This is a genomic window from Paenibacillus sp. FSL R7-0272, from assembly GCF_037969905.1.
Lineage (GTDB): Bacteria > Bacillota > Bacilli > Paenibacillales > Paenibacillaceae > Paenibacillus > Paenibacillus polysaccharolyticus.
In genome coordinates this window covers 2,308,116-2,331,653 of sequence record NZ_CP150221.1, presented here as the reverse complement: position 1 = coordinate 2,331,653, position 23,538 = coordinate 2,308,116, and the positions used below count along the sequence as shown (strand labels likewise).

The 23,538-nt window shown below is 46.7% G+C and carries 18 protein-coding genes; 3 read left to right on the top strand and 15 right to left on the bottom strand.

Annotated elements, in window-relative coordinates:
• Positions 1 to 135 precede the first annotated feature (135 nt).
• From MKY23_RS10375 to MKY23_RS10355, 5 genes are all read right to left on the bottom strand, one after another.
• Positions 136 to 1,665, bottom strand: a complete 1,530-nt coding sequence (locus MKY23_RS10375; protein ID WP_154983967.1) for an ABC transporter substrate-binding protein — start codon at positions 1,663 to 1,665, stop codon at positions 136 to 138.
• Between the two features lie 144 nt (positions 1,666 to 1,809).
• Positions 1,810 to 2,718, bottom strand: a complete 909-nt coding sequence (locus MKY23_RS10370) for a carbohydrate ABC transporter permease (RefSeq protein ID WP_145329543.1) — start codon at positions 2,716 to 2,718, stop codon at positions 1,810 to 1,812.
• Between the two features lie 17 nt (positions 2,719 to 2,735).
• Positions 2,736 to 3,722 (bottom strand): ABC transporter permease subunit, encoded by a 987-nt coding sequence (locus MKY23_RS10365; protein WP_186809556.1) that lies wholly within the window; start codon positions 3,720 to 3,722, stop codon positions 2,736 to 2,738.
• A gap of 181 nt (positions 3,723 to 3,903) precedes the next feature.
• Positions 3,904 to 5,517 carry a helix-turn-helix domain-containing protein gene (locus MKY23_RS10360; protein ID WP_339837739.1) on the bottom strand — a complete coding sequence of 538 codons (1,614 nt, stop codon included), beginning with the start codon at positions 5,515 to 5,517 and terminating at the stop codon, positions 3,904 to 3,906.
• Positions 5,492 to 7,285 (bottom strand): sensor histidine kinase, encoded by a 1,794-nt coding sequence (locus MKY23_RS10355; protein WP_154983969.1) that lies wholly within the window; start codon positions 7,283 to 7,285, stop codon positions 5,492 to 5,494. The genes MKY23_RS10360 and MKY23_RS10355 overlap by 26 nt, the downstream gene beginning before the upstream one ends.
• Before the next feature lie 300 nt (positions 7,286 to 7,585).
• Here MKY23_RS10355 and MKY23_RS10350 point away from each other — a divergent pair, with 300 nt between their 5' ends.
• A complete protein-coding gene (locus tag MKY23_RS10350; protein WP_154984031.1) occupies positions 7,586 to 9,001 on the top strand; it encodes a hypothetical protein in 1,416 nt (471 codons plus the stop codon).
• Here MKY23_RS10350 and MKY23_RS10345 read toward each other — a convergent pair.
• The 4 genes from MKY23_RS10345 to MKY23_RS10330 all read right to left on the bottom strand — a co-directional run bounded on the left by MKY23_RS10345 (position 8,994) and on the right by MKY23_RS10330 (position 13,007).
• Complete coding sequence (locus MKY23_RS10345) at positions 8,994 to 9,605, bottom strand: DUF4269 domain-containing protein (protein WP_154983970.1); 612 nt, start codon at positions 9,603 to 9,605, stop codon at positions 8,994 to 8,996. The genes MKY23_RS10350 and MKY23_RS10345 overlap by 8 nt on opposite strands.
• Complete coding sequence (locus MKY23_RS10340; protein ID WP_090924399.1) at positions 9,602 to 9,814, bottom strand: YwbE family protein; 213 nt, start codon at positions 9,812 to 9,814, stop codon at positions 9,602 to 9,604. Before MKY23_RS10340 ends, MKY23_RS10345 begins: the two co-directional genes overlap by 4 nt.
• Before the next feature lie 303 nt (positions 9,815 to 10,117).
• A complete protein-coding gene (locus MKY23_RS10335) occupies positions 10,118 to 10,897 on the bottom strand; it encodes a polysaccharide deacetylase family protein (RefSeq protein ID WP_154983971.1) in 780 nt (259 codons plus the stop codon).
• A gap of 79 nt (positions 10,898 to 10,976) precedes the next feature.
• The gene (locus tag MKY23_RS10330) at positions 10,977 to 13,007 is read right to left on the bottom strand and encodes a Na+/H+ antiporter (RefSeq protein WP_339837731.1); all 2,031 of its coding nucleotides are present in this window, start codon (positions 13,005 to 13,007) and stop codon (positions 10,977 to 10,979) included.
• A 208-nt stretch (positions 13,008 to 13,215) separates the two neighbouring features.
• Between MKY23_RS10330 and MKY23_RS10325 the strand changes: the two genes are divergently transcribed.
• Positions 13,216 to 13,515 carry a hypothetical protein gene (locus MKY23_RS10325; RefSeq protein WP_339837728.1) on the top strand — a complete coding sequence of 100 codons (300 nt, stop codon included), beginning with the start codon at positions 13,216 to 13,218 and terminating at the stop codon, positions 13,513 to 13,515.
• 101 nt (positions 13,516 to 13,616) lie between these two features.
• Here MKY23_RS10325 and MKY23_RS10320 read toward each other — a convergent pair whose 3' ends face one another.
• Positions 13,617 to 14,099, bottom strand: a complete 483-nt coding sequence (locus MKY23_RS10320) for a MarR family transcriptional regulator (protein ID WP_090924395.1) — start codon at positions 14,097 to 14,099, stop codon at positions 13,617 to 13,619.
• Between the two features lie 286 nt (positions 14,100 to 14,385).
• Here MKY23_RS10320 and MKY23_RS10315 point away from each other — a divergent pair, with 286 nt between their 5' ends.
• Positions 14,386 to 15,516 (top strand): FAD-dependent monooxygenase, encoded by a 1,131-nt coding sequence (locus MKY23_RS10315; protein WP_336122335.1) that lies wholly within the window; start codon positions 14,386 to 14,388, stop codon positions 15,514 to 15,516.
• Between the two features lie 104 nt (positions 15,517 to 15,620).
• Here the strand turns inward: MKY23_RS10315 and MKY23_RS10310 are convergent, their stop codons facing one another.
• The 5 genes from MKY23_RS10310 to MKY23_RS10290 are packed head-to-tail and all read right to left on the bottom strand — an operon-like array spanning position 15,621 to position 23,439.
• Complete coding sequence (locus MKY23_RS10310; protein WP_336122334.1) at positions 15,621 to 18,200, bottom strand: glycoside hydrolase family 2 protein; 2,580 nt, start codon at positions 18,198 to 18,200, stop codon at positions 15,621 to 15,623.
• Between the two features lie 20 nt (positions 18,201 to 18,220).
• A complete protein-coding gene (locus MKY23_RS10305) occupies positions 18,221 to 19,822 on the bottom strand; it encodes a helix-turn-helix domain-containing protein (RefSeq protein WP_336122333.1) in 1,602 nt (533 codons plus the stop codon).
• A complete protein-coding gene (locus tag MKY23_RS10300) occupies positions 19,819 to 21,636 on the bottom strand; it encodes a sensor histidine kinase (protein WP_336122332.1) in 1,818 nt (605 codons plus the stop codon). The genes MKY23_RS10305 and MKY23_RS10300 overlap by 4 nt, the downstream gene beginning before the upstream one ends.
• Before the next feature lie 30 nt (positions 21,637 to 21,666).
• On the bottom strand, positions 21,667 to 22,542 hold the full coding sequence (locus MKY23_RS10295) for a carbohydrate ABC transporter permease (RefSeq protein WP_090924391.1): 876 nt from the start codon (positions 22,540 to 22,542) through the stop codon (positions 21,667 to 21,669).
• A gap of 15 nt (positions 22,543 to 22,557) precedes the next feature.
• Entirely contained in the window at positions 22,558 to 23,439 is an 882-nt protein-coding gene (locus tag MKY23_RS10290; protein WP_154984032.1) for a sugar ABC transporter permease, read from the bottom strand.
• Positions 23,440 to 23,538 lie beyond the last annotated feature (99 nt).

Here is a 23,538-nt window from a genome sequence, read left to right as displayed (position 1 = left end):
TCCTATTTTTGATTAACGATCCAGACACAAAAAAAGGAGTTATCGGTTTTTACCGATAACATCCCTTTTTGGAGTCCTGCCTGATGAGATGCATTGGATGATGGAATCATGCGATCTCTCAGGACGGCTCTTTTATTATTTTTGAGCCAAAAATGCATCCAGTTGCTCTTGTTTGGCTGCGATAATCTTATCGATGCCTGCTGCTTTCAATTTTTCCAAATACTTCGGAATCATTTCATTCGGATCAACGGCACCCGAAGTCATTCCCGGCTTAAATTGTTTGTTGACGTTATTTACAGCCGCAATTTCGTTTTTAACCGACTGACTGTTAAACGTGAAACCAAGGGCAGGAGATTTTACACCTTTTGCGTTAAACTCTTTGAACTTTTCCCATTTCTGTGGATCTTCGTTATCCCACAGATAGTTCAGGAACTGGTTACCCAGTTGCCATTGTGCACCTGGATTGTAGGTACGGCTGTTTGCATCTACGCCGTCAGGCAACTTAATGATGTTCTCTTGACCTTCTACTTTTACATAGTGTTTGCCTTCAATACCGAAGTTGAGCAAATTGTTAATTTCTTTGTCAGAGTGTAACAAATTAATGACTTGCATTGCTTTCTCCGGTTGTTCGGAAGAACGGGAGATCGCAAGCATTGCACCAGAGGCATCCCCAGTTGTAATCGTTGGACTGGTCATCTCAATTTGCGTGAGCGGATGTCCTACATAACCTTCCTCTTCCTTGTCTTTACCTGGCTTCATACCATCCGTCCACATGAAGGCTTTACCGGCTTTCGCCTGATCTTTCGGGAATACATTGGACGTAGCTGCATCACTGTTGATGTAACCCGCTTGATACCATTTACGTGCAAGTTCGGCTGCTTCTTTGAATTCCGGTGTTTCCACCTCGTTCAAAACGGTAGTCTCTCCTGCGGTCTTAGAGATTACGCCAGGTACAGATGCATCACCGAGGTAATCCCAATCCAGATTTTCCAAGAGTCCATTACCATTCGTATTGGACATGTAGAACGGAGTAACAGACGGTTCGTTCTCTTTAATTGTTTTGAGCAGTGGTTCCAGATCAGCCCATGTTTTAACTGTTGTCAGGTCCAGTTTGTATTTATCAGCCAGATCCTTGCGCACCAGCACGCCACGTGTGGCAGCAAGCTCCTTGTTCGTTGGTACACCATAGTTCACGCCATCTACCTGGGAACCTTCCAGGAAAGCAGGGTCCAGATTTTTCTTGATATCCTGACCGTATTTATCAAGCAGTTCATTCAGCGGCAGGAATGCGCCCTTCGCCACGTTTACCGTGTAGTTCTGCCAAGCTGCGGTAAAGATAATGTCTGCTTTTTCCCCTGATGAGATCATCAGGTTCAGCTTGTTATCCCACTGTCCCCAGTCCACAGCATTAATTTTGATGGTTGCTCCGATCTTGGGCTCCATCTTTTTATTAATTTCTGCTTCCACAAGAGCGACATCTTTCTGAGGTGTTCCCGGATAGAACAAGGAAACCTCATAAGGCTTTTCATTATTTGTGTTCGGCGTACTGCCCTCAGCACCAGGTGTTGCAGAGTTTCCCTTGTCTGACGAACAGCCTGCAAGCACCAGTGCCAGTGCCATGGCCGCCGCCGTCATACGTGACCATACTTTTAACGATTGAACCAATTGAACCCCTCCTGTTCATATAATGGACCCTTGTCTTCCACACGTTTACCGTTCTTCCCCAATTCCTCATAAACGGCAAGCTTTCTGTATATGCCCTTTCGTCTATCTGCGGTTGACCATACTCCCTCCCTAACCGGCCCGGAGTTATCCTTTCACAGCACCTACTGTCAGACCTTTGATGAAGTAACGCTGAAAGAACGGGTACGCCAGTACGATTGGACCGATACCGACGACAGCCATCGCCATTTGCAACGTTTTGTTTGGCAGATTGAGAAGTCCGCCCTGCGATGAGATCTGTGAAGAAACGTTAGAGTTGGTTGTTAAATATTGAATATCGAGCAGCGTCCGGTACATAAGGTACTGAAGGCTGATCGTCCGGTTATCCGAAATAAAAATCATACTAAGATACCAGTCATTCCAGTAGTTCAGCGTACTGAACAGCGCCACGGTTGCCATAACCGGCAATGAAAGCGGCAGTACGATTCGCAAAAACGTTTTCAATTCACCTGCTCCATCAATACGAGCTGATTCCAGAATGGATACCGGAATGGAGTTCGCAAAGAAGGTGCGCATAACAAGTACAAAAAACGGTGATAAGAGTAACGGCAGGATCAAAGCAAAAATCGAGTTTTTCAAATCCAGCACGTTGACATAAACCAGATACCAGGGAACAAGTCCACCGTTAAACAACATCGTGAAGAAGATGAAAAAGGCGAACCAGCCTCGGTATGGCAGATCTCTTCGTGATAGTGGATAAGCATATAATGCGGTCAGCGCAACACTCGTAATCGTACCAACAACCGTTACAATGATAGAAATTCCATACGAGTGAATGATCTGATCCATATCTTTAAAGAGGAATTCATAGGCCGTGAGGCTGAATTGCTCCGGTATAAGCTTGTAGCCATTCGCAATAACCGTTGTCTCGTCCGAGAAAGAGATGGCGAAGACCAGTATGATCGGCACGATGCAGGCAATGGCATAGAATAAAAACATGAAATGAATGACAGCAGCAGAACGCTTGGATACAGCTAATGGATCACGTGTTTTCACAACTGACTTGCCTCCTCTCAAAATAGTGCATTATCTTTGTCAATCCGTCTGACAATGGTATTGGACACCAGCACCAGTACAAATCCGACAATCGCTTGATATAGACCTGCCGCAGATGACATCCCGATGTCTCCACCAATGAGGAATGTCCGATATACATACGTATCAAGAACGTTGGTTACAGGGAACAACGCGCCCGATTCCAGCGGAACCTGATAGAACAAGCTGAAGTCTGCATAGAAGATCCGGCCAATCTGAAGCAATGTCATAATGACAATCAACGGGATCAAAAACGGAATGGTGATAAAACGAATCTGATGCCACTTCGATGCACCATCCAGCACAGCCGCTTCATAATATTCTTCATCAATGCCCACAACAGCGGCTAGATAAATGACGGCATAATAGCCGATATTTTTCCACGTATTCACAAGCGGCAAGATGTACGGCCAATACTTCGGTTCCGAGTACCAGTCAATCGGCTGTCCTCCGAACATTTGCAGTATGGTTGAGTTCATGAATCCCGAGTCCTTGCCGAGGAAAGCCAAAACGAGATAACTGACCACGATCATCGATAGAAAATAAGGTAACAACATCAGCGACTGATACAGTTTGGACATCGCTTTGTTTTTAACTTCGTTAAGCAAAATGGCGAGACCTACACCGACAGTAAGATTGAGTGCAATAAACACGGTGTTGTATGCAAGGGTATTTCGCGTAATTTCCCATGCATCGCTGGTCGAGAACAGGTATTTAAAATTGTCCCACCCGCTCCACGGGCTTCCCCAGATTCCATCCGCGTAGTTTACATTTTTGAATGCGATCAGAACGCCGAACATCGGCATATAATTGTTTACCAGCAGAAACAGAATGCCTGGCAAAAACATCAGGTAAAGCACCTTGTACTTGCCAAGATTGTACAACACGGACTTGCGCTTTCGAACCGTGCCTTCCGGTATCTCCGATATCCGTACGCCCTTACCCGCTTGGGGTTGTGTCTTCATAACGTGTTCTCCCTCACTCCTCTTGAATTCTTCCTCAGGATGAAGCTCCGTGCGCCTCCTGTGGTTCAAGTATACGGCGGGGCGATCAAGTCCTCTATCTGCTGTGGTGACCTATTCAGTTATCAAATTATGACTTTGATGCCATAAAAAACAAACAAAAAGCGCAGCATGCTGCGCCTGATTACATGGTTCTGGATTGTTTGCGAAACTCCTGTGGTGTAATGCCGGTACATTTTTTGAACATTTTCGTAAAATGAGAGTAATTATAGTATCCGACCTTACCCGCAATATCCGTTACCTTGACGGTGGATTGAGATAACAACGTTTTCGCCATGGCCACTCTGCGCTGAAGGATAAACTCGGACAGAGACATGCCCTTTTCTTTACGGAACAAACGTGATAAATATGCCGGGTTAAATCCAGCAAAAGCAGCCAGTTCCTCCCGCATCAGTTCTTCTCCAATGTGGTTTTCAATATAGATACATAACTGATCTACAATCGACATCGGGTTCTGATCATCCGGGTACAACACGGGAATGACACGATCTATGAGATCCAGAGTCCATTGTTTCAACTGCGGTAATGACCTCGTGACTACGGCTTCTTCCGGCTCCCGTTCTCCGGGGTACAAGCTGCGGATGGATACATTTTTCTGGTGCAGAAGCGGATAGACAACGTGCAACATCGCATGATAATAGAGCCGTAACATCTCTGGAGATAACCCATCCTGGGCAGCAAGTAAATCAAAAATTTCATCCACACGTTCACGCAAATCTTCTACCTTGCCGGTTTCAAAAAGGATAGACAGCTCTGAGAACCACGGGATAGGCAAAAACCGATCCTCCTGATCCCGATCCCGCTCATCATACACAAAAACCTCTTCGAGCTCTTTAATGTTGCGGCGCTCCATGTCCATGAGTTCATTCAACATGCCTTGCAATTCTGTTACAGCTACCGGTGCACCTACATAACAGGATAGCCGGCAGTAGAAGTATGTGCCGCACTCCTGAATGTAACGCTGACAACGTTGCTCCGCTTCACTAGCTGCAAGGATGACATCATCTTGCTCATAGGCTAGCACTATATTTAAGCCACTGTGATCCTGGAACACTTCACCCGGTTTCTCTCCGAGTAATATTTCTCTCGCTGCATTGCGTAGAGCATATTCCAGTACCTCTTCATCGCGCAGATTAAATTCACGTACCCACTCTTCAACGGAGATTACGATGGGCAGTACACGAACCTCGGGATCAATCTCTGCACCGTACAGTTCGGCAAGTTTTTGCAGCCGTTGTGGAGTAAGTGCACTTCGCTGAGATACTGCGTCCTTCCAGAAACGTTCCGTCAGGAGTGGTTTATGGGTTTTCCAGCGTTTGTATACGGTTTCGTAAACTTCGTTCGTTCGTGTGCGTTGCTCTCCGTCTCTAATCTTCTCCAATGCTCTTGTAACTACTTTGAGCAGTTGGTCTGCGGGAGCAGGTTTCAACAGATAATCAAAACTATTCAGTTTGATGGCGGTCTGGGCATAATCGAAGAGCGCATGACCTGTCAAAAAAATCGTCAGAATGCCAGGGTCATGCTTCAATACCCAGCTCTGCAGGTCGAGCCCGGTTTCCCCGGGCATCTCGATGTCGCAAATCAGAATGTCGATAGCATGGGTTCGGATGACCTGCCGGGCTTCCTCCACATCACATGCACCGAATACCTGGTCAATTCCGGCTGCATTCCAGTCCACTCCCTCCAGCATGGCTTGCAGGGCATACACTTCATCATCCACGATCAACAGGTTCCGCATGATTTCCTCCTTCTTGCTCCTCGGTCTGAGCAGGCAAATAAATGCTTACTGCAGCGCCTCCGTCTACCCTATTTTCAAACGTTAACCCAGCCTCCGGACCATACTTCACCAGTAACCGATGTGCAACATTCCATATCCCGATGTGTTGCCCCCCGGGATCTTTGGCATATTCTCCCCGTTGTAGTTGTTCTAGTAGCACGGGCTTGAACCCGACCCCGTTGTCCACAATCTGTAGCAGGAGCATACCATCTCCGGCCTGACTACTGGACGTTTCCGTCAGACGTGCGGTAATCCGAATCACAAATGACTGCATTCTGCGTTGAAAACCATGGATAATTGCATTTTCGACAAAAGGCTGAATCGTCAGCGGCGGAAGCACAACATGTCCCACCTCTGGATCGATATCCAGTTCGAAATCCAGCTTGCTCGGGAACCTTAACTTCTGAATTTCAAGATAATGCCGAATGTGCTCCATCTCTTCGTTTAGCGTGATCACTCGTTTGCCAGCCCTTAAGCTGGATCTGAAATAATCAGCCAGATGACCAGCCATCTGTTGCACCAGTTCATGTTTTTGCAAGGAAGCGAGGCTATGAATAATATTCAGGGAATTCAGATAAAAGTGAGGATTAATCTGCATCTGCAATTGCTTGAACTCCGCCTCTCGCGTACGCAGTTGCTCTTCATATACATCGATCTTCAAATGTTGAATTTCCTGAATCATCTGATTGAAGCTACGTGTTACAAACTCCAGTTCAGACGAAGACGGTGCCTCCAGCGTTACATCGAGTTCCCCTCGGCTAACCCTTCTCATTCCCCGAATAAGCGCATTCATTGGACGGAACAGAAGCTGTCTTAGGAAGAAAAGTGCTGTGATCAAAATAACGGCCGCCCCGATCGGAAGTAGCCTGATGATCTGTTGGAAAAACGGCAGGTTACGCATCATATCTTCCTCCGGCAACAAGACGATATAATTCATATCCGACATGGCTGAGGGAATGCCCACCATTAAATACTGACGAGCAGCGCTATCCGGCTCCGAGATGACCTGATACGGACTCTCCAAATCGGTCAAATGATCGCCGACCAGCTTGATCTGCCTCTTATTTAACGTAGAATCAGATAATGCTCTGCCATCAGGTGTAACGATCACCGCTCCACCTCTGTCACCTGATTCAGCAAACTGTTGTGTGTCATTCAGCGCATTCATATCGACCAGTGCGCCAGCATAGAACTGCTGGTTGATACGTACCGTTTTCACAAGTGCATTAAATGATCCTCCGCGGACGATGCTCCATTCCGGCCTTTGGATATCCCCTTCGAGCTGCCGCATCTGTGCAGGCATATTGCGCTGTACCACCGATTTTTTAATATCATAATTGCCCGCGGTTGCCAGCAACAGGTCATCATTCACCGCATCATACAAATAAAAAGAATCGATAAGATTATAGAAACCGATATCGGTCATAAACTTGTTCATGATTCGCTGCTTGGCAATGATGTAATCTCCGCTTCCATATTCAAGAAAAAACAGCGAGATAATATCAGGGTCACGCTCACCCAAGCTGTATAAATATCGATTGGTTTCCTGTAATACACGCTCATTTTGTTCCACGTTTTTGGCCAAATGATTCATATTGGTGAGGGATACCTTATCACGTACGACCTTCATGGCATACACATTGTTATAGTACAACAGCATAAACAGCGGTAGCATGATTAACGTAAGTCCCACAATAAATTTAAAGCGTAATGAACGGATCAAGTTCATACATTAACGTCCTTTTGATTCAGGCTGGCTGAATTTTTTCTAATTTCTACCTGAAGATGGCATGTATATTGTAATCACCTCGGTTTGCCGTTGTCTATCAGGTTCGGTGACCCGCTGATGTGTGTTATCGTGACTTGCTATAGTCATAGTCCCCTGTCGTGTGTTTGCTCGTTTCACTCATATAATTCTCTGGATGTAAAAAAAATCCTGCTGCCATCTCCACGAACACCTAGGCTTGACATGCATAGGATATAGCACTCCCAGGATCGATGACCAGGGATGCAGGAGGCTGTCATCATGATGAATATTCAACTTGTCCCATTGCATTATGTGTATCTGGCATTTATTGTCCTGATTATCGCTGTCATGATTCGGCGCAAAGATACAACCGTTATCTGTGTCGCAGGCATTATGACCATTGGACTGCTGGCAACTGAAACATTAAGTGGCTCCGTCACCGGGGTTTTTAACAGTTTTATCTACGCAACGAAGGAATTGTTAAGTACAATCTTTATCATCTCAATTATCGTGGCGATGAGCCGTGTTCTGATCCGCACAGGTATTAATGAAATCATGGTCACACCGCTCACCCGATTTATTCGCACGCCTCAAGCTGCATACTGGGGCATTGGACTTATCATGATGGTCGTATCTTTATTTTTCTGGCCATCTCCTGCAGTAGCCTTGATTGGAGCAGTACTTTTGCCGGTAGCGGTTCGCGTAGGTTTACCTCCGATTGGAGCCGCCATTGCAATGAACCTGTTTGGGCATGGCATTGCCTTGTCAGGGGATTACATTATCCAAGGAGCTCCCAAACTTACTGCGGACGCAGCTGGTCTTCCTGTTACGTCAGTGATGGTTGCCAGTGTTCCTCTCGTCATAATCATGGGCATGGTATCTACTCTTACCGCCTTCTGGATGCTTCGCAAAGAAATGAAGACCCCCGAATGGAAGGAACAGGAGTTTGCTCCACGGCAGCAGCCGGCGTCTGAGTCACAGTCAGAACCAAATGAGTCTGCACCAGTCCCGACAATGCCTCTTCGTCTGAGAAAAATATTTGCTGTTCTCATTCCGTTGTTATTCGCACTGGATGTCGTACTGATGTTTGTGCTGAACCTTCAGGGCGGGGATGCAACGGCACTAATCGGGGGAACCGCCGTCGTAATTCTGATTGCTGTTTCCATTGCCGCCCACCGCCATAACGGATCAGAGGAAACGACTAATTATCTTATCGAAGGATTCCAGTTCGGATTCAAAGTATTTGGTCCGGTCATTCCGATTGCCGCATTCTTTTATCTCGGGGATGCTGCTATAACGGAGTTATTTATGAATCCACTTCCTGAAGGCTCACACGGGATCGTCAATGATCTTGGCGTTGCATTTGCGGGGATTGTACCAATGAATGGAACCGTCGGGGCGATTACGATGACCGTCACTGGAGCTGTAACCGGTCTGGATGGCTCTGGTTTTTCGGGAATTTCCCTCGTAGGTTCCATTGCTGCCATGTTTGCAGGTACGACAAACTCGGCTCCGGTACTTACCGCACTGGGCCAAGTAGCCGCAATCTGGGTTGGCGGCGGAACGTTGATTCCGTGGGCATTAATTCCGGCTGCCGCAATTTGCGGGGTCAGCCCGTTTGAACTTGCGAGGCGTAATCTGAAACCGGTTATCATCGGATTAACAGTAACTACAATTGTAGCGATCTTTCTTATTTAAATGTGACGCGTGATCTGGCAAAGTCCCACAGCTCCGGTTTCTGCAGGCTGGCTAGATCTCTCATTGCTATGTAAGGATCACCCTCTAACCCTAGTACATGGGCGAAGGCAGGCTCTGTTTTCCACCCTGCTTGCTTAAGTCTGCGAATCTCGCGTTGCCCTACCTCTCCCCATAACTGCAACAAACTCCATTCGACCTGCATATGTAAGTAGGCATTCTGCTGATCGACAGGAGTTGCTTGGGCAAATATTTCAACAGGCCATACTCCCAAGCTCAGTTTACATGTGACATATACGTTCTGACCTGAGGCATGATCTCCGAACGTCCACTCTGTCCTTCCGTTCACCGCAATGCTCTCTAGTTGCCTAGCCATCTTAACTTGGAAAGCGTTCAGATCTTCTGAATAACACAGGATGTCCAGATCACTATCAGGAAGATGCACGTCAATCGGTACCGTCCCCGCAGGGAACGCAGCGTGGGCAGAAAGCATGAAAAGTAGTCCGCTCTCGTGCAACACACGGTAAGCATCTTGTTGCTGTTGATTGCCAACCGACAGGTGCGTCATTACTTTTTCGGTTGTATCCAGCCTCCCGTTCACAATCATTGCGGATGATTTCCTGCAGAAATTACTTGTTTCACTCGCCCCACTTGACCGTTTGTCAATCTCACCTTGATTCCATGAGGATGTGAAGGAGACTTGGTTAACAGATCCTTGACGATTCCTCTCGTAAGTTTGCCACTGGATTGATCCTGTTTCAGTACGATATCGACCTCTAAACCAGGTCTGATGTCAGCTCTTTTTTGTCCATTCAACTTGTTCACCTTCTCTATTAACATAATACTGTCTGATATAAAGACTTTTCTATTGTAGACGTTTCGATTGTAAAACAAAAGCCTAGAACTTATTTCCAATCAATTTGCAGCATACCCGCCAAACCGAGGTTCAATGAATAACTTCACGACAAACAGCCGCAAAGCATCATTGGTTCAGCTTGATTGCGGCTGTGATTAGCTTAGACTTACTAAAAAAATCTTACTTTCCAACACATTCTAGGTGCAGCTGGTTTTACAGATGAATCTTTCAATCGCTCTCAATCGCCTGCACTACGGATGCTTTCATGGTAATGAGGACGACACCCCGCCCTTGGCAGCTTCACGAGCTTTCACAGCCAGAAGTTCAGATACGGTAACAAATTGATAACCCTTTTCCTGCAGTTTGGGCAAAATCATTCGAAGAGCATCAATCGTATGGGATTTACTTTCCACTTTGTCATGAAACAAAACGATGTCTCCATTACGAGCATTATTTAATACTTTGTTTGTAATCGCTGATACACCAGGTAGAGCCCAGTCTCGAGTATCCTGATGCCAAGACCATAATACGATCGTATAGCCCTTCTGCTTCGCCGCCTGAATCACCATATCGTTATAATACCCCCCAGGAGGTCTGAACAACAGTGGGCGCTCCGCACCAGCATTTACAATCGAAGCTTCTGCCGCTTGCATGTCTTTCAAGTACTTGTCCGCTGTTGTTGAACGAACCGCATACGTGTGTGCAAATGTATGATTTGCGATCTCATGTCCTTCACGTTGCTCCTGCATGACGATGTCAGGAAATTTCTCTGCCCATTTGCCGAGTACAAAAAAAGTTCCCTTCGCATGATACTGTTTGAGCAAAGCTAAAATCTGCGGTGTCTGAACAGGGTCTGGTCCATCATCAAAAGTCAGAGCGATCAGTTTGTCCTGCGTGGGGACTTCCCATACGATCTCTCCCCGTTCTTCATAATACTGACGGTTCTTCTGCACTGGCTTGGCATACGCCCAACTTGTCGAACTGCCAAGGATTGTTCCAGTCAGTACGAACAATGCGATGAATCGGGTAGCTTTCAGGTTCATGTCATATCCTCACTTTGAATTTCATACGTCAAACTCTACGTTAGCATTGCCCGATTCATGCGAACTCATGAATAATCCATTAATCGTTTTTAAGAGCTGTTGCCTCTACATCATTGATATAACGACGTAATCTGGCTGCAACATCGCGTGTGATCTCTCCATTCTCATACAGCTGTTGTATTGTATTACGTTGCTCCTGAATGGCTACCATCTGAAGTTCCAGTTTATCCTGATTGAACGGATCTTCCGTCGTCTTATCCTGATTCCATGCGCGTAACTTTGCGATCACCCGTTCATATTTAGAAATAACCGCGAGAGCCGCCACACGATTGGAGTCATTCATATGTGCCCGGATGGCTTTGATTGCTGCCTGAGAGGTGCGTAGCTTCACCTTGCGGAACAGTTCGGCATTTTCAAGCATAAAGGGCTGATCTGGTTTGCTGGAACGGTTGGTGAACAGTTGACCCAGCATTCGTCCAATCTCATTGAGCGACGCCAGCAGTTGAGTGTTCGTCCGGTTGGAGAGCATCATCTCCTTACGATCCAGCCAGTTATCACATTTGAAAGCCGCTTCAGGCCCAAGGGCATTTTCATCCATCATCACTTCAATCTCTTTGCGCTCAGCCCGTGTAGCAATTAGATTGATCGCTGTTTCCTGCTTCTGCATTGCTTTACGATTATCTGCTGTAAACTGCCCTGTCGCCTGTTTAATATATTTGGACAGGTCAGACACAACGGCCAGTGCGGCAGCTTTATTTTCATCGTTCATTTCAGACTTGACTGCTCGAATAGCGGCATTCAGCATAATGTCCTGTGCTCTGCGTTCAGATTTCTGAGGTGTATTTTCATCGGAGGATTTCCCCTCTTCCTTGGCTAACACAGGTAACAACGCGCTCGCCGCAATCAGAGAGAACAAAATAACACCAGCCGCCAGAAAAATAATTAAATCACGTTCGGGAAAAGGCGACCCGTCCTGAAGCACAAATGGAATCGAAAATGCTCCAGCCAGTGTCACTGCACCTCTTACTCCCGATAGAGAGAGAATAGTAATCTCCTTGAAGCGTGGTTTGCCAATAGCGGACTTCGCACGTAGCCATTCATTGACTTTCCAGAACAGATAAATCCACAAGAAACGTAACAACACAAGTAGAACGGAGATGATCAGTACATAACCCAGCACCTCGAAGTTATTGAATGATACGTTAACAAAGATCTTACTAAGCACATCGGGAACCTGCACGCCGAGAATGACAAACACCAGACCATTCAATATAAATAAAATAACAGACCAAGTGCTCGCAGACACCACTTGCATCTTAATCTGAACCGATTCTGCCCGGTCACGCTCAATCGTATGAATGATCCCGCCTGCAACCACGGCCAGAATGCCGGAGACCCCGATTTCTTCACTCAAGAGGTAGATGACGAATGGAGTCAGAATCTGAAGCAACATATGAATCGTTACATCTTCCATGCCCAGTCTGCGAATCCATACCCCGAGCCGAATAAACAAAAAAGACATGAGCGCACCAGCAAGCAGACCTCCTACGGCAATGATAATGAAACTGAATGTGGCTTGAGTGAGTGAGAAAACACCCGTAACCGTAGCTGCAATAGCAAATTTAAATGCAACCAGGCCCGAAGCATCATTCATTAATGCTTCTCCTTCAAGAAGTCTATGTATACTTTTGGGCAGATGTACACGTCCGGCCATAGCACCTACAGCAACTGCATCTGTCGGGGAAAGAATGGCCGCAAGCGCAAATGCGGCAGGAAGTGGAATGGTCGGAATCAGCCAGTGTATGGCATATCCGGCAACAGCAACCGTAACAAATACCAGTCCCAGTGCAAGCAAAAGAATCGGCGCTCGCAGATTCCATAGTTCGTTCCTTGGCGTTCTTTTTCCATCGTTATACAATAAGGGTGCAATAAATAGCACAAAAAACAATTCCGGATTCAATGGTAGATGTACACCTGCTGGTAGCAGGGCTACAGCTACTCCCAGTGCAATCTGAATAAGCGGAACGGGAATAAAAGGGACAAACCGGTTCAACACGTTAGATAGACCGATCAGTCCGAGTAGTGCAAGTACCGCAATGAATAGTTCCATGATGACAACCCTTTCCGCTATATAAGTCATGAATCGTTCGTGATGCCTTTATTTTAACAAAAGCATTGATGTTTATAACAAAGTTTTCATATTCATTTACCCACTTCAATCATGCTGATACACATCGTGCCGAAACATTTTGATTGAGTTCATATATAAGATGTACAATATGTTAAGGACATACTCAGTCGGAAAGGAACGTTCAACTATGGCTTTTGGGATTAAACGGCAAGAACTTGTAGCTTGGAAAGAACGAGTCGCTCGCGGTGAAATCGCCTATCTCACTCATTTCTGGATCGATTCCAGATTTCCCGGCATAACCAGTGTCACCAAAGTGGGCTGTGCAGACCTTCATCGCCTGGAACAATGGTGTCGTGAACACGGTTTAGACCCGCGTTATATTCACCGAAGACAGCCCTTCCCTCATTTTGACTTAATGGGCAGCCGGCAGAAAGATATTCTTATACAGGAAGGCTTGAACGATCATGTATCTCGCTTTCATCTATAGCTATAGCTCTGTTATAACACGCAAAACGCCAGTCTTCACATATTCATACCCGGTACCGGGTACGAATGCATGAGGACTGACGTCTTCAGGTGTCATATGCATTAACGATAGGTCTGCTCGAAAGATTTCATATTTTCCAGCAGCTTCATTTCTATTTTTTTGAGCATGCCCAGCATTAACTGCTGTTCTTCCTCCGTAAGCGCTTGTAACAGTTCCCATGTCATGCGGCCACGATTAGCATTCAACGTTCTGGCTAATTGCTCTCCCTCATCCGTTAAGGATAGCCAGACGATTCTGCGATCTTCCTCGCTGCGTTCACGTTGAATCAAATTTTCGCTTTCAAGTTGATTAAGTACAATCGTCGTAGCTCCAGAGGACAGACTGAGCTGACGCGCAACATCAACTGCCATGCAGCGTTTTTCACGTAAAATCATGCCCAATATATGGCTTTTTGTTGGATTCAGCTTGCAGTTTGTTTCTGACTTTTGCTGTTGATCCAATACTTTATTTTTATATCTGAAGAAGGCCTCCAACAATTGATCAACGTTTGCCAATTGCGAGTTTCGCTCCGTATTCGGGCTCATATCCGTTCCTCCTGCCTTTCATTGTAACCTGCCTTATATTGTAACATATTTACACACATTTGGTTGTGAAAAAAAAGATTGCCTAGTGAGCAAAATGGTTGCGGCCCTTTATGTTGATAAAAAATTTGAATTTGGCCTATTGTATATAAAGAACACTTTGTTTATAATAACGTATATCCATTAAGTTACTTTTAGTTACTTAATGATTTAAATAAATCTGTTATCATAAAGTAAACTTCCGTCCACTACTAGATTTTCACTACTATATAGCAAGGGAATAATGTACATGAAATTGATGAAATCTCAGACAAACGATACACTCTACACGGATGTCTGCATTGTCGGGGCAGGGCCCGGAGGCGCCTTGCTTTCGTATTTGCTTAACCAGAAAGGTATCTCTACATTACTCATTGAGCGACAGCCTCATCTGCATAAATCATTTCGTGGAGAACTGCTGAATGCAGATGGCGAAGCTATTTTGAACAAACACGGATTATATTCCCATATTCAAGAGCAGGGCTTGTTGCATCTAGAGCAGATTCAATATTGGGAAGAAGGAAACATCATCCATACCATTAACCCCGATCCAAGCAAAGGGGAGCATCATGTTGGCGTTCACGTACCACAAGATCATCTCCTCGAAGCGATTACGGCCCAGACTGAAGCGCTAAGCCCGTTATATCAGGTTCGCTTCAATACAGTCATGACCGGGTTGCTTCGGGACAAAGATGGTCATGTTGTTGGCATTAACGTGCGTCAAAATGGTGTTCCTGCCTCCATTAGAGCATCTGTTGTTATTGGAGCTGACGGTAGATATTCGGCGGTGCGCAAACATGCCGGCCTTGCACCCGAGATTCGCAAACACGGCTACGATCTGTTATGGGCTCGTATTCCTGCCCCACCAGGATGGGAACCTGCCGTTCGTATGGCAAGTATGGATGGGCAACAACTCGCGTTATTTTCACAATACGGCGGTTATGTACAGATTGGATGGAACATTCCCGAAGGAGGATATGCTAAGTTGCGTGAACAACCCTTTGCTCCTTTTGTAGGCAAGCTGGTAGCGGCTTTCCCCTGTCTTGCGGATTCTGTCGCTGCGCATATTAAGAATTGGAGTGACTTTGTGCTACTGTCTGTAGAGAGCAGTTATAGCTCCAAGTGGGCAGAGGACAATGTCGTACTCATTGGAGATGCTGCTCATACGATGACACCTACAGGAGCATTTGGCTTGAATGCTGCGCTTGAGGATGCAGATGTTCTAGCCGAACTGCTTATGCAGATGGCACAGAATGATTTCACATCTTCCGATGTGCTACAGCAACTGCAGGTTATTCGTGGCTCCAAAGTACAACAACAACTGGCACGCCAAGTGCACATGGAGGCCTCTTTTCAGCAACGGTATGAATCCTTTCGCTGATTGCGAATCCATGAATACACAACATCAGCGGATTTCTTTTCGTGCTATATTTTTCCGTCCAATCTAAAAAACCTCCACGCCAATGGAGGTTTTTCTGGGTTAAATCAAGCCTCGCTTGCATTCATCGCACTTACTCGCAACTCTTTTAGTGGTAAAGCTTGCATCTCTGGATGCTGTAGCGTTACTGTGCGGCTCTCTCCTGGCAATAGATCAAAATAGTTATCACTGAATCGAACCCGGCCAACCGGCAACTCCAGCTTCACCATACGTGCAATGGCGACACTCGCATTAACGGTTACGGATTGTTCTTCCTCGTTTACATGAACGCTGAGCCGTGAGTGCGGTAACATCACATCTTTGGGATCACGCAAAAAGTAACGATTCATGGGTGCAACAAACCCTTCGGCTTGCAATTCCACCATCACTTCTTCCGCCCGTTTGGTTCCAAGCACTTCGGCTTCCTCTAAAGCTGTGATCTGCATAGATGACTGAGCGGGCACCTTCACTCCATATGCTGAAGTGTACAGTCGCTCTCCAGTCAGACCATAAACATTCAGTCGAAGTTGTCCTCCCACTTCATCCTGTGTATCATTAACTACCCATACGTTAAGCGAATGTCCTGGCTCATGCTCGAGCGACAATAGTACAGGATGAAAGAACGTTTTGGCATAATAAAAGGAGGCCTTCGGCAGCAGTTCATAATCGATCATCGACCAGCTTGTTCCCGGCCAGCTATCATTCAGCTGCCATACCAGCGCACCGCTGTTACGGTCATTGATTCGCCTGAAATGTTCAATGCCATAGCGTAGGCCCTCTGCCTGAGTCAACATGGAGAAGTCCATGTATTCCTCTATATTTTGTGGAATGCCCGTGTACCCTTCCATCAGCAAAATACCTTTCTGATGATTCGTATCCTTATTACGATAGGCCATTTCGGGACTCCCCCAGTAAAACTGGCCGGCAGGTATATTTTTCTCCAGCGTATACCGATTAGCTGAAGCATGCATGCCAAATTCACTGCTGAACAGTGCTTGATCCTTTTTATAATTTTTGAACGTGACCCCTTCAATGCTATAGTCCAGCACAGGTACTTCTCCCTGTTTCCTCGGGTATACAGAACCGTGCCACACTTGCCAGTTGTGCCGATCTCCGGTATCCGGGTCATTCGCATCCTGTCCATGATCTGCGCCATAAGGTGAAGAAGGCCAGTACGGCCTGGACGGATCAAGCCGCTCCAACGCCTCAGGAATCAGTTCATGGTAAATCTGTTCGCCGTAGAACGGACTTGTGATATCACCGCTAGCTGTTTTCATGTCATACAGCCAGTCGATTTCATTGTTGCCACACCAGATCGCCAGCGAAGCCCGGTTACGTAAACGAAGTACGTTATTCTCGACCTCTTGCTGTACATTTTGCATGAAGTCACGATTGAAATCCGGAAATAAAGCGTTGGCAAAGGCAAAATCCTGCCAGACAAGTACCCCTTGCCGATCACATTCGTCGTAAAAGACTTCTTTCTCATAGATGCCGCCTGCCCACACACGCAGCATGTTCATATGTGCTTCAACAGACAGTTCCACAAGCTCGCGGTAACGTGAATTCGGAATCGTTCCAATCAGCTGATCGGCAGGTATCCAGTTTGCTCCCTTGGCGTAGAGTTTGACCCCATTCAGGATAAAAGCAAACCGTCTCTCTCCCTGCTCATTATGCAAAGCTAGCTCAATCGTCCGTATGCCATATGACTGACAGTACCGATCCACTGCTATATCATCTGCATACAGCGTAACTTCAAGTGTGTACAGATAGGGTTCCCCCAGATCATGAGTCCACCATAAGCAGGGATGAGCCACATCTAACGTTACATCTGCTTTCCCCTGTTTTACAGGCAAAGAAATAGCGCTGGCTACAACCTCTCCTTGCTGATCCAGAAGACGGATATCACAAGTGGTCACAACTGGCTGTGTCCGTTCTTGCTTGCTACGCAAAGATAAAACAGATTGTACCTCTGCAGTGACTTGTACTTGAGCCTGTTCCTTGCTTACGGCGTTGGTTCGGGCATACACATGTTGCAGTTTGGCAATCTTGCTTCGCTCCAGACGGACCGCTCCCCAGATCCCTACCGTAACGATGCGCGGCCCCCAGTCCCAGCCAAAATTCATAGCCGCTTTACGCAGCCACGGGCGTTCTTTCGTATACGAAGACCAGTCAAACGTCTCCTTCTCACGATGATGAAGATGAAGCGGGTCAAAGCGTACCGCAATCGCATTCCAGCCGCTTCGCACCAGACGGGTCACATCCAATGTATGAGACATCAGCATATTAGCGGTTTTTCCAACCTCATGTCCATTGACATATACCGTTGCAAACGTGTCCAAGCCTTCAAACACAAGTTCAATATGTTCCTCGGAAGATGCACCCGCGTCCAAATTAAAGGTGGTGCGATACCACCACTCCTTCTGCTCGATCCAGCGACTCTTGACATCGTTATGTCCAAAATAAATCGGATCTATAATGCCGCGCTCTGCAAGTGCCCCATGAACATCACCAGGCACAGTTGCCCCGATCCAGAATCGGTCATCCAGCGCTGCAGCGGCAACATCCATTGCTCGCTTTTCTTCAACCTCGTAATGTTGTATCTTCCACTGTCCTGATAAATCCTGACTTGTACGACAAACGTTGACCATTGTACTCCTGCTCCTCCCGTCTAGCTGCCTGAAGATTTAAATGCAAGTGCCTGCTCCCGGTATTCACTCGGTGTTTTGCCTGTATGCTTTTTGAACAGTCTGCTGAAATACTTCACATCCTCATAACCGCTAATTGCTGCGATTTCACTGACCTTTGCCGGAGACACAACGAGCATATCCATTGCCCGCCTGATCCTCATATCTGTAACAAAGTCACCAAAGGTTACACCCATTTCTTTTTTAAACAATTCACTAAGATGTCCTGGATGCAAATGAACCTGTCCGGCCACCTGCTGCAAGCTAATATCCTGTGCCAGTGCATTTTCAATATAACCTATCGCTTTCTGCACATGTGCGGCCTGCCCTTGTCCCATACGACTGTGATATGCCTGCATCACATCATATAAATGGTGGAACAATTCATCCCCGATCTCTGCCGGTTTCTTGTCGGTTTCAGGGGTCCAAGGCTCAAGCCTGGAGGGCTGTTCCCTTCCAATCGCTTGAAGTGTTCGCGCTAGCCAGCGGTGTCCTGCAATGATCACCGAATGTAGACAAGCTACATATGATCCTGGTGTGACATCAGGTTCTGCAATCAACCTCGTAATCAGTTCACGTATCCATGTTGTAAGTGTGACTGGATCATTGTCCATGAGCAACGTACCGAGGGTAGTCTCCTCCTCATGTGTCAACACCGTTTTGCCACCTCGCCTGCCGTTAACCTCTTGATATCGCCACACTTTGGTATCCAGCAGTCCACGGTACTGTAAAGCTAACAACGCCGTTTGATAACTACGGTGCAATTCAGAAGAGTGGTTAACAGGTTCACCAAGCACAGCGCGAAGTGAACATTTCAACCATGCCTCCATACGATCTATGCCTTCCTTGATCCTGTATACGCTTACTTCATTTTCGGAAGCCACAGGTAGAACACAGACAATATATTGTTTGTCAACCTGAGCAATCGTTCCTGGGAGCACTTCTTCAATCATATTCTGCACTGCAAACCGGAGCAGCGCATCGGAAGAGCGGCCCCAACCCTCTGCCTCAATCACAACAACTTGCCTGCTCACAGGCCGTTTGTCGCCACTAACTTGCTCTATGGATTGAACGGGGAGCGCATGTTCCTCATCAAATGCGAGAAAGGATGGACAACTCCCCGAATTCGTATGACCTTCGATCACCCATCTGGCAAACTTCCTCTCCCGGTTCTCACGTAACAATTGTCCCTCACGGGACTTCTCTGCCCATCGTTCTGTAATTCTTCCTTTGGCCTGCAACACCGTTTTGATGATCTCTTCCGGTTTGCTCGTTTTCAAGAGATAGTCTATGACTCCATTACGGATCGCTTGCTGGGCGTAAGAGAAATCATCGTAACCCGATAAAATAATGACCTCCAGCTCCGGAAGCAGATGCTGTGCTTCTTCCGCTAGCTCCAGCCCCGACTTGCCGTTCATTCGAATATCAGTCATCAAAATATGCGGGTGTTCCTCCGCTAGTCGAGTTAAAGCCTCCTCGGCAGAAGCAGCTGGCGGAAGAATCTCAATGCCAAGTTCATGCCAGGCGATCACACTCGCGAGCCCTGTGCGAATGATGACTTCGTCGTCCACAATCAATAATCTCATGGCGATTCCTCCAGAATTGGAATGGAGAACGAAATTCGGGTGCCCCCACCCTTTTTGCTGTGTATTTCAAGTAACGCATCCGTCCCATAGTGAAGAAACAGTCTTTCGTTTACATTACGGAGACCATACCCTCCATCGGACAACGACTGCCCCAGTTGCTTCCCTTGGGAATGACTGCCCTGCGGCAACATGTTACTCTCATCCGCGGGGATAATACTGGCCCGCAATTGCTCCAATTGCTCCAGTTCCATGCCCGCACCGTCGTCCAGTACCAAAATGTTCATGCGCTCAACCGCGGAATCCTTCTGAATCATAATCGTTATCGTGCCTTGGTTTCCAGCCTGTTGAATCCCGTGAATCATCGCATTCTCCACCAGTGGCTGTAGCAGAAGCTTTAACATCATTCGTTGCTCCAATGCAGGATCAACAATATAATGCAGCACGAATTGATCCGGAAAACGAATCGACTGTACCCGTACATAATGACGGATATGCGCAATCTCCTGGGCAACCGGGCAGTAATCCTGTCCCTTATTCAAACTGATTCGTAGAAAATCACTTAGTCCCTCTACCATATCCGCGATCCGGTTTTCTTTGGACATCAGCGCGATCCAATGAATGGAGGAGAGCGTGTTATACAGAAAATGAGGATTAATCTGAGCCTGGAGTACACGCAGATCTGCTTCTTTTTTGCGAGCTTCCCCACGAATGATCTCTTCCTTAAGCGATTCAATATGTGCACCAAGCAGATTATAACTTTCCCCAAGCTTGCCAATCTCGTCATCGCTTTCTGCTCGGAATAACGGCAAGGGACGCTTCGGGTCAATTCGAGACAAATGTCTGGTTAATACAAGCAGCGGCCTCGTAACCCTGCGAACCGTGAACCAGACCAAACCACCGCTGATTAACGCTGACAAGGCAACCGCAATTGCTGTCAAAATGATAATGTAACTATTCTCTGAACGGTATTGCTCATAAGGAACCATACCAACCAGCGTCCACCCCGTCAGTTCCTCAGGGTAATAAAGTACCGTACGTTTTCGTTCTTCCTCACCATACGTAGTCGTCCCACTATGCCCCTTCTGAATGCGCGTAATCAGTCCCGGTTCGAGATCAGATACATGTAGCCCAAGCCGGGATTTATCCATGGAGGACAGAACCTCTCCTGTGTTGCCAAACAGTTCAAGGCTACCTTCCCCTCTACCCAGTCCAAACGCCGGCCATCCTTTAGAGATCGCATTTTCATTTAAACTGATGCTAAGCCAGCCGATGGGACGATAATTGTGGATGCTGCGAATTGGCCTGATCAACGTAATGACGTTTTGAATTCCAGCATAATTGCGAACGGGATATACACCCGTCCACCTTTTATCCGCGTTTCCACTAGGGAGAGACGGGGAAAACAGACTACCTCCGTCCGGTTCATACCAAGTGGCCGTGGACAACGCAGCATCAAAGCGTCCAGGATAAATGGCAATGTTCGCAATGTACTTTTTGGATGCGGCCAGATTGGTCATTCGGCCCACAATATCCAAGCGATCAGCTTCATGATCCTCGTCGCGGCTTAGATATTGCTGAATATCCCGTTCTCCAATGAGGAAAATCGATAAATTCTCCGCATCCTGGAGCATATAACGAAGATTCGCTTCCACTTGTTTCAACGTGTCCATCCCGGACAGCTTCGTTTTTTCCTCCGTAATGCGTGAGGCGAACAGGAAAGCAAATAGTCCAAGCGCTACAAGTGGCACAATCATCGAAGCTGTGACAACCACGGATAGTTTTCGTTGCAGTGATGATGTAAGCCAGCGAACCAACTCTGTTCCTCCTTTGGATGCGCCCCTCGCTTACCCTTTGACTGCACCTGCTGTCATGCCCTTCATCACCTGTTCCTGAAAGATTAAATAGACAATGATCGTAGGAATAACCGATAGGGTCATGGCAGCAAGCGTTAGACCATAATCGGTCTGATATCCATCTGCGAAGTTTGCAATGGCAAGCGGTAACGTTTTCAATCCCGTTTTATTAATAAATACAAGGGCAAAGGAAAAGTCGTTCCACGCATGTAAAAAACTCAAAATGGTCACCGTAGACAGTGCAGGAAGCGACATGGGAAGCATGATCCGGGTAAAAAGTCCCCAAAGTCCGGTTCCATCCATAAAAGCGGCCTCTTCAATATCGCGCGGAATGCTGACCAGATAAGCTGTCAACACAAAGATTGCTGTTGGCAAGGCAAACGCAGTATACGGCAAGATCAAAGCCCAATACGTGTTGAGCAAGGACATCTGTTTCATCAAAATAAACAACGGAACAAGTGTACTATGAATCGGAATGAGCATGCCTACAACGAAAAACGTCATAATGAGCCCTTTCCAGCGAAACTGGAATCGTGCCAGTATGAATGAAGCCAGCGCCGCGATAAACAGCGTCAGGATCAGCGAGCCAATCGATACGGTTAGTGAATTGCCAAAGGCCGTTCCGAGCTTCGAGCTTTCCCAGGCATTTGTAAAATTGGCCACATTCCAGTGTGCCGGTAGACCAAAAGGTCTGCTGTAGAAATCCTCATTTGTTTTGAACGCACTAATCACAAGCCAATAAAACGGATACAATGTTAAAATACCATAGACCGTCAGCAGCGTCCAAAAGATTCCTTTACGAATCTGCCGAATGGAATGCCCTGCATGGCCTCGTGGTGTTGATATCGTCACAGGTGTTGTTCGCATGAGCGTGCCTCCTTTCTATCCGTTTTCTTTACGCTTCCGACTGGTCACCCACTGGCTTGTTCCGATGAGTAACAAGGAAATCAGAACAATCGTTGTAGAGATCGCACTACCAAAACCATATCGGTACGTTGTAAACGTAGAGTTATACATATACGTAGCGAGCAACTCCGTTGCGTGAGCTGGTCCACCTTTGGTCATGATGTAGACCAGATCAAAGGACTTCAGACTGCCTGAGATACATAAGATAATGGCAACTTGTACCGTGCCCCAAATCATCGGCAGAGAAATAGAAACCAGTTTTCGGAGTCCAGATGCGCCATCTATTTTGGCTGCGTCATGGATTTCACCCGGGATGTTCTGCAAAGCGGAGATGAAAATAATCAGATACAGTCCAACAAAACTCCAGAGCAAGGGTGGCACAAGAGAAAATATCGCGATCTTTGCATCGGACAGCCATTGCAGCTTCCAACTCTCCAGCCCTAGTGCATCCAGCAGGAAGTTCAAGATACCGATCTGTGGATGGTAGATATACTGCCAGATCATGCCGATGACCACGGTGGACAATACCATCGGCAGAAATACGGCCGATCGCAGAAAGCGCTGGAGCGGGTTGCTTTTGTGTAACATAACTGCCAACATGAGTGCTAATGGAATCTGACCGAACACCGAAGCCAGCACAAAAATGACATTATTTTTCAAAGCCCGCCAAAAGATCGCGTCATTCCAGATTTCCACATAGTTGCTCAGGCCAATATATGTCGATGCACCAATGCCAGACCAGTTAAAAAAGCCGTAATATGCAGACCACACAACAGGCACAAACACAAACAATGCATAGATAATAACTGCCGGAGCAAGCCCCAGCATAATAAAACGCCGACTTTGCAATGCGTTCAATGGCTTCACTTCCCCTCGTATTGCCTTTCTAATCTGTCCGGTAACGGACGTTAATCTCTTATCTAAAAACCCCTCCCCTGCCGGGAAGGGGAATGAACT

Coding starts and splice junctions, on each gene's coding strand:
- MKY23_RS10365 (WP_186809556.1), bottom strand. CDS start 3,722: ATGAAGACACAACCCCAAGCGGGTAAGGGCGTACGGATATCGGAGATA.
- MKY23_RS10360 (WP_339837739.1), bottom strand. CDS start 5,517: ATGCGGAACCTGTTGATCGTGGATGATGAAGTGTATGCCCTGCAAGCC.
- MKY23_RS10355 (WP_154983969.1), bottom strand. CDS start 7,285: ATGAACTTGATCCGTTCATTACGCTTTAAATTTATTGTGGGACTTACG.
- MKY23_RS10350 (WP_154984031.1), top strand. CDS start 7,586: ATGAATATTCAACTTGTCCCATTGCATTATGTGTATCTGGCATTTATT.
- MKY23_RS10345 (WP_154983970.1), bottom strand. CDS start 9,605: ATGATTGTGAACGGGAGGCTGGATACAACCGAAAAAGTAATGACGCAC.
- MKY23_RS10335 (WP_154983971.1), bottom strand. CDS start 10,897: ATGAACCTGAAAGCTACCCGATTCATCGCATTGTTCGTACTGACTGGA.
- MKY23_RS10330 (WP_339837731.1), bottom strand. CDS start 13,007: ATGGAACTATTCATTGCGGTACTTGCACTACTCGGACTGATCGGTCTA.
- MKY23_RS10325 (WP_339837728.1), top strand. CDS start 13,216: ATGGCTTTTGGGATTAAACGGCAAGAACTTGTAGCTTGGAAAGAACGA.
- MKY23_RS10320 (WP_090924395.1), bottom strand. CDS start 14,099: ATGAGCCCGAATACGGAGCGAAACTCGCAATTGGCAAACGTTGATCAA.
- MKY23_RS10315 (WP_336122335.1), top strand. CDS start 14,386: ATGAAATTGATGAAATCTCAGACAAACGATACACTCTACACGGATGTC.
- MKY23_RS10310 (WP_336122334.1), bottom strand. CDS start 18,200: ATGGTCAACGTTTGTCGTACAAGTCAGGATTTATCAGGACAGTGGAAG.
- MKY23_RS10305 (WP_336122333.1), bottom strand. CDS start 19,822: ATGAGATTATTGATTGTGGACGACGAAGTCATCATTCGCACAGGGCTC.
- MKY23_RS10295 (WP_090924391.1), bottom strand. CDS start 22,542: ATGCGAACAACACCTGTGACGATATCAACACCACGAGGCCATGCAGGG.